Annotated in this window: 22 protein-coding genes; 2 read left to right on the top strand and 20 right to left on the bottom strand. The window is 44.2% G+C overall.

Annotated features, from left to right (window positions below; all coding sequences use genetic code 11):
- A partial coding sequence (locus BMZ78_RS16705; protein WP_139203352.1) for a DUF3231 family protein occupies positions 1–129 on the top strand: 129 nt, incomplete at its 5' end.
- 301 nt (positions 130–430) lie between these two features.
- Positions 431–688 (top strand): WGxxGxxG family protein, encoded by a 258-nt coding sequence (locus BMZ78_RS16700; RefSeq protein WP_093231545.1) that lies wholly within the window; start codon positions 431–433, stop codon positions 686–688.
- 148 nt (positions 689–836) lie between these two features.
- Here the strand turns inward: BMZ78_RS16700 and BMZ78_RS16695 are convergent, their stop codons facing one another.
- Genes BMZ78_RS16695 through BMZ78_RS16610 form a run of 20 tightly spaced genes read right to left on the bottom strand, consistent with a single transcriptional unit; the run spans position 837 to position 17,488 of the window.
- Positions 837–2,063, bottom strand: a complete 1,227-nt coding sequence (locus BMZ78_RS16695) for an N-acetylmuramoyl-L-alanine amidase (RefSeq protein ID WP_093231544.1) — start codon at positions 2,061–2,063, stop codon at positions 837–839.
- A gap of 51 nt (positions 2,064–2,114) precedes the next feature.
- Entirely contained in the window at positions 2,115–2,828 is a 714-nt protein-coding gene (locus BMZ78_RS16690) for a poly-gamma-glutamate hydrolase family protein (protein WP_175482533.1), read from the bottom strand.
- Positions 2,829–2,881: 53 nt separating this feature from the next.
- Complete coding sequence (locus tag BMZ78_RS16685; RefSeq protein ID WP_093231542.1) at positions 2,882–3,112, bottom strand: hypothetical protein; 231 nt, start codon at positions 3,110–3,112, stop codon at positions 2,882–2,884.
- 15 nt (positions 3,113–3,127) lie between these two features.
- A complete protein-coding gene (locus BMZ78_RS16680; protein ID WP_093231541.1) occupies positions 3,128–3,433 on the bottom strand; it encodes a hypothetical protein in 306 nt (101 codons plus the stop codon).
- A 21-nt stretch (positions 3,434–3,454) separates the two neighbouring features.
- The gene (locus tag BMZ78_RS16675) at positions 3,455–5,869 is read right to left on the bottom strand and encodes a phage tail protein (protein ID WP_175482532.1); all 2,415 of its coding nucleotides are present in this window, start codon (positions 5,867–5,869) and stop codon (positions 3,455–3,457) included.
- Positions 5,866–8,337 (bottom strand): distal tail protein Dit, encoded by a 2,472-nt coding sequence (locus BMZ78_RS16670; RefSeq protein ID WP_093231539.1) that lies wholly within the window; start codon positions 8,335–8,337, stop codon positions 5,866–5,868. Before BMZ78_RS16670 ends, BMZ78_RS16675 begins: the two co-directional genes overlap by 4 nt.
- Positions 8,334–10,616 (bottom strand): phage tail protein, encoded by a 2,283-nt coding sequence (locus BMZ78_RS16665; protein ID WP_093231538.1) that lies wholly within the window; start codon positions 10,614–10,616, stop codon positions 8,334–8,336. The genes BMZ78_RS16670 and BMZ78_RS16665 overlap by 4 nt, the downstream gene beginning before the upstream one ends.
- A gap of 4 nt (positions 10,617–10,620) precedes the next feature.
- The gene (locus BMZ78_RS16660; RefSeq protein WP_093231537.1) at positions 10,621–10,893 is read right to left on the bottom strand and encodes a hypothetical protein; all 273 of its coding nucleotides are present in this window, start codon (positions 10,891–10,893) and stop codon (positions 10,621–10,623) included.
- An 8-nt stretch (positions 10,894–10,901) separates the two neighbouring features.
- Positions 10,902–11,219, bottom strand: a complete 318-nt coding sequence (locus tag BMZ78_RS16655) for a hypothetical protein (protein ID WP_093231536.1) — start codon at positions 11,217–11,219, stop codon at positions 10,902–10,904.
- Entirely contained in the window at positions 11,216–11,803 is a 588-nt protein-coding gene (locus BMZ78_RS16650) for a hypothetical protein (RefSeq protein ID WP_093231535.1), read from the bottom strand. Before BMZ78_RS16650 ends, BMZ78_RS16655 begins: the two co-directional genes overlap by 4 nt.
- Position 11,804: 1 nt before the next feature.
- Positions 11,805–12,179 (bottom strand): tail completion protein gp17, encoded by a 375-nt coding sequence (gene gp17 / locus BMZ78_RS16645; RefSeq protein WP_093231534.1) that lies wholly within the window; start codon positions 12,177–12,179, stop codon positions 11,805–11,807.
- On the bottom strand, positions 12,176–12,598 hold the full coding sequence (locus BMZ78_RS16640) for an HK97-gp10 family putative phage morphogenesis protein (RefSeq protein WP_175482531.1): 423 nt from the start codon (positions 12,596–12,598) through the stop codon (positions 12,176–12,178). The genes gp17 and BMZ78_RS16640 overlap by 4 nt, the downstream gene beginning before the upstream one ends.
- Positions 12,595–12,915 carry a phage head closure protein gene (locus BMZ78_RS16635; protein WP_093231547.1) on the bottom strand — a complete coding sequence of 107 codons (321 nt, stop codon included), beginning with the start codon at positions 12,913–12,915 and terminating at the stop codon, positions 12,595–12,597. The genes BMZ78_RS16640 and BMZ78_RS16635 overlap by 4 nt, the downstream gene beginning before the upstream one ends.
- Complete coding sequence (locus tag BMZ78_RS16630) at positions 12,912–13,223, bottom strand: head-tail connector protein (RefSeq protein WP_093231532.1); 312 nt, start codon at positions 13,221–13,223, stop codon at positions 12,912–12,914. The genes BMZ78_RS16635 and BMZ78_RS16630 overlap by 4 nt, the downstream gene beginning before the upstream one ends.
- A gap of 14 nt (positions 13,224–13,237) precedes the next feature.
- Positions 13,238–13,369: a hypothetical protein gene (locus BMZ78_RS19420; RefSeq protein ID WP_281244588.1), complete on the bottom strand. Its 132-nt coding sequence runs from the start codon at positions 13,367–13,369 to the stop codon at positions 13,238–13,240.
- 43 nt (positions 13,370–13,412) lie between these two features.
- Positions 13,413–14,375: a major capsid protein gene (locus tag BMZ78_RS16625; protein ID WP_093231531.1), complete on the bottom strand. Its 963-nt coding sequence runs from the start codon at positions 14,373–14,375 to the stop codon at positions 13,413–13,415.
- A gap of 15 nt (positions 14,376–14,390) precedes the next feature.
- Entirely contained in the window at positions 14,391–15,032 is a 642-nt protein-coding gene (locus BMZ78_RS16620) for a DUF4355 domain-containing protein (RefSeq protein WP_093231530.1), read from the bottom strand.
- A gap of 50 nt (positions 15,033–15,082) precedes the next feature.
- Positions 15,083–15,232, bottom strand: coding sequence for a hypothetical protein (locus BMZ78_RS18915; protein WP_175482530.1), 150 nt, complete (start codon positions 15,230–15,232; stop codon positions 15,083–15,085).
- On the bottom strand, positions 15,232–16,137 hold the full coding sequence (locus BMZ78_RS16615) for a phage minor head protein (protein ID WP_093231529.1): 906 nt from the start codon (positions 16,135–16,137) through the stop codon (positions 15,232–15,234). The genes BMZ78_RS18915 and BMZ78_RS16615 overlap by 1 nt, the downstream gene beginning before the upstream one ends.
- Positions 16,058–17,488: a phage portal protein gene (locus tag BMZ78_RS16610; protein WP_093231528.1), complete on the bottom strand. Its 1,431-nt coding sequence runs from the start codon at positions 17,486–17,488 to the stop codon at positions 16,058–16,060. Before BMZ78_RS16610 ends, BMZ78_RS16615 begins: the two co-directional genes overlap by 80 nt.
- Positions 17,489–17,490: the final 2 nt, after the last annotated feature.

Genomic DNA, 17,490 nt, shown 5'->3' with positions numbered 1-17,490 from the left:
ATTGCGATGTTGTTTGGTCAGTTTCATATGGAAGAAGCCCAATATGGAGCTAAATTGTTAAAATTGATGAAGAAAAAAGGTTGGCTAGTTCCACCACCTCTTCATGCAAATACAGAAATTGAAGGGTAGGAATATATAAAAAGGAATTACCAAAACTAGGTAATTCCTTTTTATATATTAATTTAACCTAGATAACATTAAATCATTGATAATACTAAATTCAGAAGAGCTTTCTTATTGGGCATTTGCATCGCTTGTTGAGCGAGTTGTTGGTTCACTTTCACTTGCTGGAAAAAGACTTTTGCGTTGTATATATAGCGATAAAAAATAAACCTCAGATCACATTGAAAAAAGCCATACAAACATCTGTATGAAAAAATATAAAGGATGGAATTCTAAAGGTAAACATAACCGAAGGGAAGGTATCACCATGAAAAAGTTTATTGCTTTATTTGTGTCCACCGTAATGCTAACTGTCTTTGCTATTCAGGTCCCACATGTTTCGGCGGAAATTACTGGTCAAGTTGTTCAAGTTAATGACAACAATAAAAATACGGGCCGCGGTATGGTGAACAACATCCGTCGGACTGCCACGGGTACCAAAGATAACGATTACGACTGGGGATGGATTGGATTGGCCGGTCTGCTTGGACTCTTAGGTCTGCGCCGTCGCGATAACCGAGAGTGATAAATAAAATCGTGTCCAAAAGGAGCTTAATCTAGATCCAACTGGTTAAAAGATGATAAAAACTCTTCACAACTCAGGAATTTATCACCCTGAGTTTTTATTGTTATATGAAAAAGCTGGACAGAGGGATCCATCCAGCTTTCTTTATTTACCACGGCAATTTTTCGCCACGCTTCAAGACAAGAACGCCGGCACCTTCACTGTTCATAACTTCCTGGACCTTCTCTGCCACCTTTTCCGGATAAGCGCTGCTGAAAAAGTCCTTGGTTTCGCCTAGTTTATAAAGATCATACATTGGCTTTTGTGGCTCTTGTGGTTGCTGGTTGCCCGGCGGAACATAGGGGACACCGAACGCTTCACAAATACCCTTGGCTAGTTCTTCTGCACATTCTTGGCGATATGCCTCGCTTCTCAAGAGTTTAGCCTCTTCTAGATTGTCCATGAAAGCACATTCAACCAAAACCGCCGGCATTTTGGTGCTGTTGATGACATACAATCCAGATCCATCTTTTACCCCACGGTCCCGAAGTTTAGTACCTTGGAGTAGATATTTATGGAGGATCCGCCCGATTCTCAAGCTTTCACCAGATGGCCAAGTATATGTTTCAATTCCGCCCCAGTCGCCGAATACAGTTCCTTTGTAGGCGTTGGCGTGGACACTCAAGAAAAAGTCAGCATTTGCAGCGTTAGCTTTCCGGCAACGTTCGCCCAGTGGCACATCAGTATCCCCAGGTGCGGTATAAAGGACTTTAAATCCGCAACGGGTTAAGTGTTCACCAAGGATAGCCACCACCCGACGGTTAAACTCGTTTTCCTTCATGACGTAGCCGTCCGGCATCACTGGGGTACGCTTGCCGGGAGTTTCCATACCATGTCCGTCATCTAGAGCAATAAGGTATTTGCTTGCATCTGCCATATTATCGCCCTCCATGCTGTCATATTTCGTTAAATCATATCTTTCGATTATATTGATTAGCTTCTCGGCATAATTTGGATCGGTGGAGTAGCCACCTTCTTCAAGCGCTATACAAGCTTTTTTATAGTCTTGTTCTCCTACTACTTTTCGGTATAAAGGTTTTTGTAAAAACTTTCCGTGATCGATGACCGATTCTTCCCAACTGGAATATTTGCGGAAAGTATCTTTAATAACGACCACTTTTCCGCCTTCATACTCTTTAGTAAATACATCATAGGTTTCTCCATTCCAATTACTCGCCTTGATTCCAAACAGGTTATTGGCTTTAACGGCAAGTTCTGACGTTCCCCAATCAGATTCTAAAACGGCTTGCGCGAGGGTTACCGAAGCCAAAACGCCATGATCTTTCATCGATTTAATCGCCCATGATGCGATTTTATTAATAAATGATTGATCCAATCGATCGCCCCCCACTCTAAAATAAAAGCGCCAGGTGAAGCCAGTACTTGGTTAATCTTTTAATGCCTGCCGGACTGCATTGACAAACCGCCAAAACTCCTCAGTAGTGCTACTTGCTCTACCTGCTCGTGTATTGTTTGTGAAAAATGCAGAACGTTGGGATGTTGTAATCTCAAATTGGCAACATCCACCTGTTTTTGTCTTGTTGGCGATATTCTCCGGCATATCTCCGTCAAGCATCTCCTGATTGGTTATATAAGCATTGAAACCTGCTTCAACCAGTCGTGCTCTACACTTTTCCTTTAAGTCGGAATCCAATCCGCCAATCAGGATTGCTTTGAATCCTTCGCCTGTGGATTCGTTTGGCTGAGTATCGGTACATCCATGATAGCTGATACATTTGGTGCTATTTTGTACAAGCTCCAACGCCACAGGATCATCGAAATTCGATGCTGTAACATGTAGTCTTCCATTTCCTGAGCTTAACAGACCCTCAAACAAGTAATAATCATAGGTTTCACTTGTTGCAGGGACTCCATTGAATCCCTCTACCATACTAGCGGTGGCCAAAGCCAATTCTGATGTTCCCGTTTCTATTCCGCCACCATGAATTGCAAGTATGATAGTTTCTTGTTCAGGTGTTGGAGTTGATCCACCATTATGTTTCCATTCATGTCTTTTCCACCGTCTCTGATAGCTGCTACCCTCAATCTCGTTTTGTGATAAATGTGTGAAACTATTGTAATAGTCTGGTCCTTCTGGCATCGTCTTCATCCTTTCAATTTAATAGAAAAAGCGTCAGCCTATTAAACTGACGCTTAAATATCAATATGTTGCTTGTTATCCTCTTGTCCTGCATCCGGATTATATACAAAAATACCTAAAGCCACCGCTACGCCACAAGCAGCATTAAATACTTGCTCGTAGAGTTGCCATTTCTCTGGTGTAATGTTAATACCAAAACCAGCAAGCAGCAGCTTTACAAATGCAAACATTAGCCCCCAGGTTTTCGGATCTCTTAATTTGTTTAGAACTTCTTTACCACTCATATATCTAACCTCCCTCTACTTTAGAAAAAAGAAAGAAAATAGCGCACTACCAGCTCCAATGATTATAGTGCGCCAAATCCAGGTTATATGACTATCCAATTTTTCAGCTAGCCGAATAGCTTCATTAGATTGATTTATTGCATTCTCTGCCAAGTCTTTTGCTAATATGCTGCGTTCATCCACTGTTTTCAAAGATTCCATCTTCGCCTCAAAAACAGCTAGACGGGACTCGATTCGTTGTAGAGATTTGTTCATTTCTTGCATTTGATTGTAAATCTCCTTCACTGAAATGACGGCTCCTTGTTCTTCTGTTGGGCTCATTTCCTCACCTCCTAATCAGGATCATATATGTGCCAAGTAATCCACGCGATACGCAAGACCATTAATTTCCCTTTCCCCAGATCCAACGGATCGCAAGGTATAGACCCATAAATCAAACCCATCCTCTGCAATGTTGGCCGGACGAGCTACATAATAGGAGGAATCGACGTTAATTGGAGTCAACACCACGGCTATCCGACCCGAGGAAGAGAGAGTTGAAAAGCGTCTGTTGAATGAAATCCTACCTACTTTTCTCTCTACTCCACTACCTAGACCTGGGCTTTGCCACCGGATGTTGAACTGTTGGATTTCTGGTTTTGCCTGGACTGAGTGGACATCAACTGGAATCATGTCTATTTGCTGTTGGGTGACATATTCCTCATAAAAACCTTTCACCCAGTGTAATTCCATCGCAGCGGTTACATCTCGTTTAAAATCTCCTTGGACATATACCCTAGAACGTGTTGTTCCCACTGGGAAATCAATAGTCCGATTTAATAAGTAGATATCTTGGTACAAAGGCAATGGGACTGTATAACTTTTGTCGGCTAATCTGTTTCCGTCTTTATCGTAATTCCAAAAATAAAATCGAACCGCTGCAGGAGTCGATCCGATCGTTACGTTTATTTTAAATAGTGCCTGGAATGTCGCTCGGGGATGGTAAACGTCAAAATACTGAGAAACACCTGTATAATCTCGAGTTTCGGAGCCATCAAGTTCAATGACCTTTTTGGATGAGTTATATCGTGATCCCTCTTTAAAAATCCACTCTTCTCCCGGTGTATTATCAAAGTTAGGATTCTTGATAAAATTGGTTGTGATTCGATTACCTTTGATTAACACTCCGTTGTCCGAGGCATCAGATGTCGAATAAACCTCCAAACTTCCACCTTTGATGATGATATTTCCCTTAGATATTAAAACCCGTCCGGCATCATCGCCAATGTCGACCGAATCGGTTCGAATTCTCCCTGTTGCAATTGCATCTGCAATCAGACCGTTTCCGGTCAAGAGTGTTCGCCACCTGTAAGATCCATCAGGGTTCCGTCCGGCAGCAATCCTCACCCCGGCCGATCTGATCTGTACAGCCAAATCCGGCGGATTGTCAATGTCGTTCTTTGGACGGTTGGTTGTCAAGATACCGTCTTCATTGTTGATATAGACGTATGCTCCACTTCTCTCAAATTGAAGGTTTTCGGTTTCAATAGCACCCTCAAGCCAGGAGATCGGATCGCCTACGCTGACTTTCTTCCTTAATTCGTCCTGTAACCTTTTTACTAATGATCCGATGTCGCCAATGACGTTTCCAAGCACCAATTTTGTTTGGGTTGGGTCAAGCAAGTCTCGATCAATCTCAATCACTCTTGCCTCAACTCGTATATCATGGGCAAAATTTTTATCGATCACATAGACACTATCGCCCAATCGGACTGCCTCGTGTTTCAATTCGCCACCAGAAGCGTACTCCAAATCTATGACGTCCATTTTGTAAGTGACATGGGGTTTATTTATCGTTTGCAAGTGATCCCATGTCTTTTTGAGCAATTTGGCGGGATCGGTTTCCTCTTCATCAATGAATACTCCAAATCGATGCCTACGGGTTCCGTCATCGTTCCAATGTCCCCACTGCTGCAACGCATTGGGATCTCCAACCCATTCCTGCCCGGCTGGCTTGTCCGTGGGATCTCCTTTTGCTTTTGACCAAACCACATCTTTGAATGTGATTCGCCGACCATATTCGCCCGAGTCAGTTTCCTCACCTTTGCCCCTGCCGAACAGGGCTGTCTTGAGTGATTTCATATCGACATACCGCTCAACTTTGGTTAAATCCTTGCGGTACTCAAAGCGTTTGCCTGTCTTACGTCCCAACTGCTTGAATAGATCTATATATCTACCCGTTATCCGGTTTTGAGAGTCCATCGTGACACGGAAACGGATTTCTCCACCCCATTTCTCGATTATCTTCTGTATTCCACTCATGACGCTCTCATAGTAGACGTTAGTGCTAGCAATCCCCAAATCGTCCACTATGCCAACTTGCCATCTCGATCCAGCATTGGAGAGGATACGGGTTAAAGCATCCCTAGCATCCGTATTTTGTGGCCGGACATCTGTTACAATTTCATCATTCAACTCATTCACTGCCAGTTCTTCCGTTGTGAACTCCCGAATTAAGTTTTCGTCATGAACCTCATTTTCTTCAATAATGACAAATGGACGGCATACACCGTCCATGTCACGAATAACGACCCAACAACCTTCCCGAATATATTGTGAGTCGGAGTGATCGCTAGGGATTGAGAAGGTAAGCGATACCTCCCCGCTAATCGCTTCCTTTAATCGACAGGAGAGGAGTGGGAGGCTGTTTTCGATCTCGTTGGATATAACCAACTGTAATTGTTCATCTTTGAAGATATAAAGTGTTGGACTCCTCAAATAAATCTCTCCCTCCATTCTGCCACAACCTCAGCAACACTAGTGGGTGTTACATTGATTGTGTTTGTTCCAGGATTCAGGTAGAAGAAATCACTGTCGATGGAAACAGAAGCCATGTCAAGTACACCGTTGAGCGTCACTTTTCCTGTCGAGTTGTCAATTACAAGCACGTCATTTGGGCTAAACGACCTGTTTATTAAAACCTTGTTTCCTGTTTCAAAATGAGAGACCTCGTAGAAGTTGGAAACATTCTGTTTGAATGTCACTGTGATTTTTGGATAAGCCTTGGCTGTTCCTTCATATTCAATTACTTTGTCCTCGAATGGCTTGATCCACCAAAGGAGACGGTGAAGGGTCGGAGTAGATGATGGATTGGATGTTTTTAGCACTTGCTTGGTGTACAGCTTTTTATTCGTGATGGTGGAACCTTGAGTGATCCCTGGAATCTTAGTGGGATTTTGTAGGACTTGAATCCATCCTCCAGGGGTTGGTTGATTCCCTTGATCCACCAACTGGACATAGATTTCAACATCCGGTGATCCGTTCGGGGAAACGTCCCATCCGATGTAGGTGTCGTAAATGTCCTCAATGTTGATCGAAACACCCGTTGAGATTCTTTCGCCTGTGGTTTTGTAGGCAGTTGTTAACTGAGTTGTCACAGAAGTGACTTCGGGAGTTATAGCGACATCTGTTGTGCTCAATTCTACCTTGAACTTGACGTATGCCGTTGCCAAGTTCAATGAAGAGTTGATCTGAGGTATAGAGCTTCCACTTGTGGTAACCTCCTGCCACGATCCCCAAGTGTTGCCTCCGTCTGTCGACAGAGCAGTATAATAACGTGCTGTGGTTCCACTTGGAATATTTTTATTGACCCAACCGATTAACGTTGAAGCCGCTCGTCCCACTTGAGATAAACTGACCGATTCACTTTCCCACGTTCCATTCGGCTGATAGCCAGAAATGATATCGATGCTCAAGTCAGTAACTGCGGGAGAAAAACCGGGATCAGTCGTAATCAGCGAGATTTTATATTCGAGTTTGGAGTTTGTCCCCCATGTACTCCCCTTGGTCAACCCTGGAATAGCTTGTCCGCTTTCTACCGGAAACCATTGCGACCATGTAGTTCCATCAAAGGTTCGTACCTCAACCAATACTGATTGAGAGTTTGGGTCCGTTGTTGCCGTAACTGCGGACCATTCATAGTTTAGGGAAGAAGATAAAACCGATACAACAGAACCCAAGGAAACTTGGTTTATTCTGGTACCTGTCCAGCTGGCTGGAGGTGTGCCCAGATCAGCGTTGACGTGATACACCACATCAATCTCAACTGTCCCTGAGTTGTTATCGAAAACTATAAATCCTATCCGTGCTCCCGATGTATAAGAACTCGATGTAAATGTGCCAAGCGGTGTACTATTCCCAAACTCGTAAAGTTTCGCATCAGTTGGAGTCGCTACTACCCGAAACCATTTCCATACATCATTCGTATTTGGCAAGTATACGTTGTAGCGGTTGGCAGAGTCAGCCACATAGAAGGTTGTTTGTGAAGAATTTGTTTTTACTCGGATGTCAATGGTACAGGGAAACGTGACAGCCATTTGTCGATAAACCGCCTGTTGGGTGCCAGATCCCGTTGCAGTCTTCTCTAACCTTACATACCCAGGTTGTTGGGAGATTCCACTTTTTAAAGTTGTGGTTGACCATCCAGTTGAAGCAAAATCAGCCATGTGGTCTAAGAAGGTGTAGTTGGGTAGCCCAGTTAAAACCAAATTTCCGTTCGATCCTGTGGTGTTTGATCCACCTGTTTTCGTGTTCCAATCGGCATCAGTTGTGTCAACTTTGTGAATGTCTAATCCTTTTTTGAGCTGCAAGGCTCCGTTTGCGACCACTGTTCCCGATTTTGTACCAGTGGAAAAATCAAAGGTTCGGCTGAAATCCTGACCTTCCTTTTGGAGTTGCAGGCCATTGGCTGTTGCTACCACTCCATTCAGCGTCCCGCTTGACCACTCGCTTTGAACATCCGTATCCTCCTTAGTATCAACTACAGCAACGGTTTGGCTCTTGGTTGCTCCGTAAGCGTGGGGATCCGGAATCAAAAATGTCAACTCTGCTTCCCCGTCTGTTACGATTCTTTCAAGATCCGTTTCACCGTCCAAGATCGCTTTGTATTCTTTGTCTTGTTCATACGAATAATAAAAAGTCTGTGGCGTGTCTGTATTGAGCCATTGAGCTAAGATCCTCTTTTTTGCTTCCCGATCCTCCCTGCTATCTGCCAAAATAGTGATCTTGATCTTTTCCTCTCGATGTCCAATCTGCCTTCCCATATGAAAAAAACCCGGTTTTCCAGGTACTGTAACAATCTTATTTTCAATCGGTGGCAAGATTGAGTTATTCACCCTATTGATTAAAAGCCAGGGAAATTCACTGCTTGATTTCCCATTAAAATAAAAAGAGGTCATCCTGCTCATAGAATGCCTCCTCTCGCTGCCGTTCGCGATTTTCGTTGCTGTATTTGATAAAGCTTTTCTGCCACTTTTTGAATATCAGCTTCCTCGCGAATGATAAAAGTATTCCCTGTAATTAAAGTGGTTCCATTTGCTCCAGCTGAGAGAGGCGGATTGCCAATTAATGATCGAACTTGTCCCATACCGGCACTAACCTGATTCAGTGCTGGTCTCAATCCTTTGTGCATCCGGCTAGCAAAAGTCGGGAAGAAACTCTCACCGGATTTGTCAAGATCACTCAAAGGTCCCTCTTTCGCTGGAGAGAACGGGAGATAAGAGCGTATTTTGGCTAATCCTTCTTTGACTGCCCCAATTGCTCTTGAAAAACCGGACTTTATCCCGTTAATAAATGCATCGAGCAGACCTTTCCCCGCACTGAGAAAACGAGAAGCAAAACCTTTTATTGTATTCCAGGCCCCGGTGATCGCATTGCCTACAACATTTTTAATTGTATTCCAAACGCTCAAAGTAATACTTTTTATCCCGTTCCAAATTCTCGTGATGACATTTTTCACGCCGTTGACCGCGCTGGTTACAAATGATTTGATCACATTCCAAATTGTAATAATAAATGACTTAATAACATTCCAGACAGTTAAAGTCATAGATTTAATGACATTCCAGATGGAAATAATAACAGATTTCAACCCATTCCAGACACTTATGGCCATAAACTTGATTGTATTCCATAAACTGACCAGGAACGCTTTAATCGCATTCCATAATGCAATGGCAGTCAATTTTATTCCATTCCACAAGCTAATAAAGAAACTTTTGATAGCATTCCATACAACAATGGCAACTGCTTTAATATAGTTCCAAGCTGCTATCAAATAAACTTTGATAGTATCCCAGTTGTAAATGATGATAGCAACCAGGGCTACAACAGCAGTAATGATCAACAAGAATGGGTTCGTCATGAATGCAATTCTGAGTAGATTTAGCACACGAATAATACCAAGAAGTCCTTGAACCAATAGGCGAAAAGCTCCTGTCGCCAGTCTTACAATGATAGGACCTAACTGTGCAATCCATTTTCCAAAAGTCACAAAGCCATTTCCTATTGCTTTGAAAACTGGACCCATCCTTTTAAATAATCCAATGATAGACCCAATTGGCCCAGCCAATAATCTCATAATCCCCGCCAGCTGGAGTATACCAATAAGAACAGGCCCGACTGCTGGATGAAGATTCAATAGCCAATTTACGAACTGCAATAGAGCACTAACGACATCCAATACAATTGGTCCAAATGGAGCCATCGATTGAATAAGCTTGCCTATAAGAATCGCTATCTGACCTATAATGTTCATCAGTTTGGGACCGTTCGCCTGAACATATGCAATAAATTGTTTGAATCCTTCCGAGTGTTTCAATCCTGCCGCCCAGTTCGCGAATTTCTCTGTCAATCCGACCAAGCCATTTTGCATATCATGGGAAACCGGTTCGAATGCCATGAGTAAGTGCATGATTCCCCTCATGACATTCCCAAATGCCTTTCCAAAGTTTAAGATGGCCAAACTTGCGTTTCTAGTCAGCCAGTGAAAAAAATCCTGCATTTCCTGGCCTTTCAAGGCCTTATCCATACTGTCGAACAACTGAGAAACAGCATCAATAGAGAGTTCGAAAGTTGGCCTCAGTTTTTCGAGCGTGGTTTTTAAGGTACCCAGACCTTTGATGAAAATATCCAAGATAGGACTTTGTAGAGATCTAACAAATGATTTCCAAAATGATTTAAAGTCCTGCAGGGCTTTTAGAGCTTTTCGTTCTTGGGATGTTAACTCCCCATAAACTGCTTGCAATTCTTTCATTGCTTTTGCTCTTTCCTTTGCAGTGTCCGCTTTTGCAATTTTTTCGTTGATCTTTTCTACCTCTTTCGAAGCATCAAAGACCCCTTTAAGTGCTGGAACTGCAATGGCTGCAAAGGATGCTACACCGGCACCGGCAGCAGCAAAGGAAGCACCTAAACCCCCGGCTAATCCCGCCAATGAAGCCATCACCGGGATCACAGCAGGCCCCAATGCCATCATCCCTGCTTGCATAGTCCCAAAGCTATTCATTAATCTTGAGATCTTACTTTCTGCTTTATCTGTGTCTACATCAACTTCGGTTTCCACTTTATCGGGGATGGCTTCCAGTGAACGTGCAGCCCTTGCAGCTTCTAGATCAATTACTTTCAAATTGCTGGTAACGGCTTTACCACCTTTTAAAGCGACTTCCCCAAACATCCTGAAGAGTTCCACGATCTCACCTCCTTTGATCCGCTTTTTTGATAGCCTCAGCCCGTCTGATAATTTCTTCTTTTGATAGCTTGGTTTGTGGCGTGGTTTGTTTGCTCTTGACTTCGGCTAGAACCTGGTCAAATGACTTCGGATTTTCTTGATGAGGATAAAATGCCAAATAAAACTCCCAGGCTCTTTCCTCCATTTCCTTTTCCAGCGCCTTATTAATAAGAGAAAGCCCATCCACCAGATTCATTTCCAGCAGATGGGCGAAACCTGAATTATATCGTTTGAGCAATAGATCGGTTAGCTCACTTTCCCCGTCTGAAAGAGCGAGCGAAAAAAATCCTTGAGACCTTGAACTTCTTGAAGCTCCTCAATGAATTGGGAAAGCTCCGCCAAATCCATTTCTTTGAATTCCTCCGGCTTCTTGCCGGCCAGATCCGCGAAGAAAGCGGAAATTTCCTCCTCCGCTTGATCCAGATTCTCGAACAAAAGCAAAATGAGTTGGAGACCGAATTTTTCTGGAGTCTCTGCATTAAGACTGGCCAACTCTTTTTTAAGATTCAATTTACGGATGATCGAAGATAAACGGAAAATATCACTCGTTTTTAATTGTCTCATGTAGTACTCACCGCCGGATATCGAATTTCATAAGGAGGTTCAGTAACCTTTTCAGGATCATAATGTGCAGAAAGAGCAACCTCTGGTTTCCCTTCTTCTTTGTCTTCTAATTCGATTTCTAGTTCGTCATCAGCCAATACATTTTTCAAGATAATAACGCATGGCTGATCCGTACCACTAACCGTGGCAACTAAGGCGATATTTTTCACGTAGTCGCTATCTAAAATTTGCCCACGTGGCTTAATCACTTTACCAATGACGGTCGATCCATCCGTATCTAGCCAATCAGAAACATCAGCCGCTGTCAGCATTAATTTAAAATTTTCGGCACTCATTTCAAGCAAGTTGATGGTCAGCACCGCATTTTCTTCAGTGATCCGGCGAGCCCCTTTCACTTTCCCGCGAGCCCCGTCAATTTCAATAATTTTAATCTCACGCTCAACAGTGAAGGTATTTCCACCACTTGTTGCTCCAATCAACCGCTCATCAGTTTCTCCATAATTGACGTAGACCGCCCCAGCATCAAGAAGCATATTCTTGATGGTTTGGCGGGTTATCCCATGGGTTTGATGAGTCGTTGCCATTTCACATTCCTCCTGCCTCAAAGGTTCTCAGCTCGTAGCGCAATTGTCTCCGTCTGATCGTTTCATCCGGATCCGGGATCATCAGCCGGTTGATGCGATCGATTCTTGTGTTCCAATCTTCGCTGGTATATCGAACCCCATTGAGTGATGAATCGATTTGATCGGCTAATTGTTGAAGTGTAACCGTTGAACCATCCGGAGGTTGATCCCAAATATCAATCTCAAGTATAAAATCCTCCCGCCGTTCGTTTGGATTGCTCGTTGGAAATCTGTAAACGACATAAGGAAAAACTGCATCCTCCGGAGCCCATTCCTGGTAAACCCTCGGATGAATCTTTTTCAATTCGGATACGATGAACTTTTGCAACTCGATCATTTCAATCTACGCCCCAATTCACGAGCGATCAATTTTTTTATGTTCTGCTTGTTATCTTCGAAAGCCGGAGTTAAGAAGGGTTGAGCTTTTGTTCCTTTCTTTGAAATGCTTCGGGCAATCAAAAATTCTGCTCCCTCTGCTCCATGCCGTTTGGCCCATCCTTTTAATGCGTTAGGAGGTGGGAAGTGGGGCCGTGTCCCATACTCCACATAAGGCGCATACGCTGCACTCGCGCCGATGATCACTGATTTTCTGCTGTCGTTCACCAAATAATCGATGCTGTCACGAAGATTTCCCTCATCTACTGGCGCTCTGGTTTGTGCTTCACCTCGGACGAGGATCCCAACCGCATGGAGTGCTCGTTCCTCGTTTTCATTCAATATTTTGATGATGTTTTTGACGTTCGAACGGTATTTCATCGAATCAGCTCCAAGGATACCTGAAGAAATCGACCATAGTTCATAGGATCGTCGATGAAAAGAATATTGTATTCTTTGCATTTGTACCGGATTCGATCTTTTTCCCTGATATTTGTGTCCGCATAGGTGAAAAACATATGGGTAGCTGTCACCTGCGGAGCATTGGCAACCTGTTGCTCTGTGCCGGTGACTGCATCCATGATTCCTACGAGATCGGCAACCTTCGACCATACTTTTACCTGGTTTCCCAACTCATCCGATGATTCGGTATATCGCCACAACTCAAAGCCAGGAACAAAAAAGCGCTCGATACTCATACGAATTTCGGGCGCCGGTAGTTGTTCAGGATTGTTTTGATTTCGCTTGGATATTCGTTGGAATAGGTGACGCTGTGGCGCGCGAGGGTCTCGCTTTGGACTCCGGATTGCTTCATGTGAAATTCGCAAATCTTGGCGATCGCGATTTTTACACCGTCAGGAAAGGACTCAGCCCCTTGATCATCTTTAAATTCACGGTTGCAGTAGGTGGTAACAAACTCTTTTGCCATTGGTAGGATCACGGACAGATAGCTATCATGCTGTGTCCCGCTGATCCGCAACAGCGCCTTTACTTCATCTACCGTCACGCCCGTTCACCCCCTCATTTTTTGCCTTTGCGCTTGGTCTCTTTTACCTCTTGCTTTTGCTCTTCTTGTTCCTGTGCTTTGGTTTTTGATTCTTCCTGTTGTTTTGCTAACTCCCGACGTCTCCGATTAAAAGCAGTGACACTCATGATCTCACCCCAAAAAAGAATTAGAGGAGAGCCAATGCTCCCCTCATGCTATTTTGTGTACAAACTTCACGATACGAATTTGTTTAGGCTCATAGACACGGTTCCAGTTTGCGCCATTCGCCAGCTCTGCATTGGTCGGGCTGGATCCGGTAACAGCCGCAGAGGTGAACGCTACCCCACGAGGATGCAGGATATAGGTTTTGCGGTTGATGAGATAGTCTTCACCAGCCAGGCTGTCACGGTCGGTCTCGGTCGCAACAAAGCCAACCGGGTTTCCATTTCCGTATGCGATCGCTCCTTGACCAAAGATGTAGGTTGTATATACGCCACCGTTCACCGGCAAAGAATCATCAACAATAACCCGTTTGCCCATATAGAACGGTACTTCGGTCGATCCCTCAGATGGTCTGATATATTGAATCAATTCTTTTTTGGCCAATGCTGCCTCAACTGCCGAGTGTATCATAACCCCAGATAGCTGAGTTTTTGCGTCACCTAATTTTTGGACTGCATCAATAAAGGTGGCACCAGAGATCGTTGCGGCATCGCCGGTTTCTCCAGAAATATCGTGAACATTGCTGGCCATTGAAGCAGAAGCGAATACACCCTCAAGTGTAGCGATCAATGCTTTTTGGAGCATCCGTGCCCAGTAGCTTGCAACCAGGTCACCGATGGCACGCATCGGATCATCACCGGCGAGATTCGCTGCTAGATCATTTGCCCCCCAAGCACGACCACGGCGCAAAATGACAGCTTGATCTTGACCAGCGGTGATTTTTCCAGGAGTCAGAGCGCCGTTATCAGTAAGAACTTCATCATCTCCAGTCAGATCGTTCCAGAATGGCATGTTTACGGTTCGGGCTGCGGCACTTGCTAACCGGTCAAATTCTTCACTATTTTGCATAATACCACTTTGTACTAGTGCGCTTAATTCCATCGTCCGATTGATCACATACGGGTTAAATACTTCGGGGACAATGATATCAGCAATTCGAGTAACTGCCATTTAAAACACTCCTTTTTATTCCTTTGCTTGATTCATCAGTTGTTTTGCCAGCTCAGGATTTTCTTTGAGAATCTGAGCTTGCTTGGTAAGGTTAAAGGTTTCTTTCCTCCAAGGATTTTCGATTGATTGGGTTTGCTGTGGTTTGTGTGGTTCTCGACCGTGTTGTTTAAAGGTTTCACCCACAACGTTTTGTAACGATTGAGTCCACACTTGCTCTAAAATGTTGAGATTTTCCAGGGTCTTTTCTTCGGTATCGGCAACAAAAAAATCGACCAAGTTGGAAGGGAGTTTTTTCTCGATTGCGAGATCCTTTGCTTTTGCTCGCAAGGCTTCTCGCTCTTTCTCCCTTCTCATCTGCTCGATTTCCGCTCTGAGCTTTTTCAATTCTCGTTGCTCCGGTGTCTCCTCCGGATAGCGTTTTTTAATCTCTTCCTCGATGATCGAGGGAAGCGTTTTTTGTTTCCATGTCTCCAGTCCTTTGGAAAAGTGGCGATCCTTTTCGCTTTGGAGCCATGTTTTGACTTCTTCGTTTTCCTCGGCCAATCGTTTTATGTCGTCCAATGAAGGGGTTCTGAGTTCATTAAGGAAAGCTCTAACCTCTTCATTGTCCGCGTTCTGAGTAAGAAACTCACGGATTTGTTGTAAATCAATGGTCATTCTTGTTCCTCCTTTGTGCCCTCACCAGTACGCGCCTGGGAGTGCAAGGTTTATTTCCTAGCGTTTTTCCACCAACGATAAACCGATTTCCAAGTGATTTTTTGACCTTCTTCGGCCATGATCCAGCCTTTTCTATGTGCAAACCGGATCAACGCGCGTATAGCGCCCCAGTAAACGTCGAGTATTTGTTCCTTTATCATCACATTCCCACCTTAAACCCACGAGCCTTTGCCCATCGCTCGTATGTGGTATATGGTTGGACTCCTTCGCCCCGGATCCGCCTTTTTTGTGGTTCGAATCCAGGGAACTCTAAGCGGAATATACATCTGCATTGTATGTCATCTTTTGGATGGTTCATCATCCCTGGTCCCGGACCAATCCCACCGGCAGGACTGATAAAATTCTCGTTCACGCCGACCTTTTTTCCATCGAGCTTGCGATGTGCCGGTCTGGTCCGATGATCTAGGGTTGCGTCCCATACCTTCACCATCTCAAGCCCTAATTCGGCGGCTCGTTTGGCACTGTCAAATTTGCCGGTGTTTCGGATTCGATGCCCCTCTGTGCGAGCAATGACCCTTGCTTTTCTTACGTCTTGCTCCAAAACATTTTTTATTCGTTGTGCTATTTTCTCGTAGGAATTCCCCATAATTAAACCTTGCGTCAGCTGGTGTTTGATTTCAGCAATAATTTTTCTCCGGTTTCTTTCAAGCCGGTCATTTAGTGTCAGCTTATCAATCGGAGCCATAACCGCTCGTCGGATCACATCCGGATTGATCACACCCCATGCCATCTGTGCCCCTCCTATTTCCATTTCAATCGCCCAACCGGTCATATTATACATCTCAGATAAAGAATCGTATAGCGTCGATTGATTATTGCGATAGATCCGGTTGATCTCATTCAAAATAAATATTTCCAGATTCCTAAGCCGTCTTGCTTCCAAACTCTTGGCACCCGTAAGGGGGAAAGTGCCATAGAGTTGAGCCAGTTCAGCCCGGATTTTCTTTAAAGCATTCCTATATTCCTTAAGCAGCGTCTTCTCCGTCTTGGCCAGAATCCGATCCATCCGCTTCTCCATCTTCTGCTGATTCTCCTGGAATCTCATCCTCTAGACCTCCCTCCATATCAAGGTCTAGGGCATCTCTTTCCATTTCCATGATCTCGGCTTCCACATCATCAATAAAAGACAACAAAGACAATCGAGTGCGCTCGGAAACCAGACCCTTGAGCGTCGCGCTGGTTTGGGCTTCATCGAGCAGATTAAGTGGGAAATTCCGTTTAAACTGGAACCAAATATTTTTGTAATCGATTGGGATCCCTTTTTTCTGCCATGCGCTGGCCAGTAGCTTGAATTGTTGACGCAAAGCGGCGGTAAATTTCCGCTCGGCAGTGATGCACTTGCTTTCCAGTGCAAACAGCTTAAAACGCATACTCACACCGGAAAGATTCCCTGCAAACTGTTCATCGCCAAAGTTCACCGATTTGGCAAAACGTAAGATATTTTGTTCCAACCGGTTCAGGTGATTTTCGATAATGGTATCGCTCATTTGCTTGGTCAGGAACTCGATTTTTGCCCCGTCTTCTGGATTGTTGATCCCAAAAGCTCCCGTTTGCTTGGCTTGTTCGATCGTCTCTTTGTCTGGTTCAAAGCCGTAGAACACCATATAAGCCAAACGAAAAGCCTCGATTTCACTATTTACATCTGATAATGTTCGGTCATAGGCATCGATCAGGGAAAGAGCTTTTTCAACGTCTCCCTGCTGTTCCTCGTTGTTCGGGAAAGCCAGTAGTGGAATACCATCAAACATATGAGGAAGTGGATTCTTAGGCTCGGTTTCGTCGAGAATATACATCCCTTTTCCATCCTCAATAAAAAATGTGACATTTTCCTGATCGTACCATTCAACTCTAGTTCGATCATGGAATCTGTCACCCTCTTGGACTTTCATGGTGTAGTATCGTAGCGCATATTGTGGCTCGTTTATGCTCCTGTCATAGACGAAAATACATTCCCACGGATCCACATTCATGACCCGCTCACTGCCTTCTCGGTCGATATAGAGCAGTCTAGCCCCTAATCCACAAATCGCGGCCATCTTTGCCGTTTCGCTGTCTAGATCCTCTATATTATTTCGGATGTTGAAGTCCTGGAGTGTTTGGTTTGCGACCTCATACTCTGGCGCTTCTCGATCCACACTATAAACGATTGGTTTCCCCATGAAATAGCCTACTTTGGTATCGACAATTTCACTAAAAAAGTCATTGTTCAGCTTGTTGTTGACTTTTTCGTAATCAGGAACCTTGCGGCTGAAGATCGGCACGCCTTCGATCGATGCTTTGTATCGCTCGTATAGGCTGATCATTCGTTGTCTTGTTGGTGTATGCTCAGCGATCAGATCCTTGATGATCTGACTTGTGACCTGTCCGTTGATCCTTTCGAGTTCCCTATCATCCATTC

Source organism: Thermoflavimicrobium dichotomicum, assembly GCF_900114055.1.
GTDB lineage: Bacteria > Bacillota > Bacilli > Thermoactinomycetales > Thermoactinomycetaceae > Thermoflavimicrobium > Thermoflavimicrobium dichotomicum.
This window is presented reverse-complemented; position numbering and strand designations above follow the sequence as displayed.

Coding starts and splice junctions, on each gene's coding strand:
- BMZ78_RS16680 (WP_093231541.1), bottom strand. CDS start 3,433: ATGAGCCCAACAGAAGAACAAGGAGCCGTCATTTCAGTGAAGGAGATT.
- BMZ78_RS16685 (WP_093231542.1), bottom strand. CDS start 3,112: ATGAGTGGTAAAGAAGTTCTAAACAAATTAAGAGATCCGAAAACCTGG.
- BMZ78_RS16655 (WP_093231536.1), bottom strand. CDS start 11,219: ATGAGACAATTAAAAACGAGTGATATTTTCCGTTTATCTTCGATCATC.
- BMZ78_RS16650 (WP_093231535.1), bottom strand. CDS start 11,803: ATGGCAACGACTCATCAAACCCATGGGATAACCCGCCAAACCATCAAG.
- BMZ78_RS16690 (WP_175482533.1), bottom strand. CDS start 2,828: ATGCCAGAAGGACCAGACTATTACAATAGTTTCACACATTTATCACAA.
- BMZ78_RS16700 (WP_093231545.1), top strand. CDS start 431: ATGAAAAAGTTTATTGCTTTATTTGTGTCCACCGTAATGCTAACTGTC.
- BMZ78_RS16610 (WP_093231528.1), bottom strand. CDS start 17,488: ATGGATGATAGGGAACTCGAAAGGATCAACGGACAGGTCACAAGTCAG.
- gp17 (WP_093231534.1), bottom strand. CDS start 12,179: ATGATCGAGTTGCAAAAGTTCATCGTATCCGAATTGAAAAAGATTCAT.
- BMZ78_RS16640 (WP_175482531.1), bottom strand. CDS start 12,598: ATGAAATACCGTTCGAACGTCAAAAACATCATCAAAATATTGAATGAA.
- BMZ78_RS18915 (WP_175482530.1), bottom strand. CDS start 15,232: ATGATAAAGGAACAAATACTCGACGTTTACTGGGGCGCTATACGCGCG.
- BMZ78_RS19420 (WP_281244588.1), bottom strand. CDS start 13,369: ATGAGTGTCACTGCTTTTAATCGGAGACGTCGGGAGTTAGCAAAACAA.
- BMZ78_RS16620 (WP_093231530.1), bottom strand. CDS start 15,032: ATGACCATTGATTTACAACAAATCCGTGAGTTTCTTACTCAGAACGCG.
- BMZ78_RS16615 (WP_093231529.1), bottom strand. CDS start 16,137: ATGAGATTCCAGGAGAATCAGCAGAAGATGGAGAAGCGGATGGATCGG.
- BMZ78_RS16670 (WP_093231539.1), bottom strand. CDS start 8,337: ATGAGCAGGATGACCTCTTTTTATTTTAATGGGAAATCAAGCAGTGAA.
- BMZ78_RS16635 (WP_093231547.1), bottom strand. CDS start 12,915: ATGAGTATCGAGCGCTTTTTTGTTCCTGGCTTTGAGTTGTGGCGATAT.
- BMZ78_RS16625 (WP_093231531.1), bottom strand. CDS start 14,375: ATGGCAGTTACTCGAATTGCTGATATCATTGTCCCCGAAGTATTTAAC.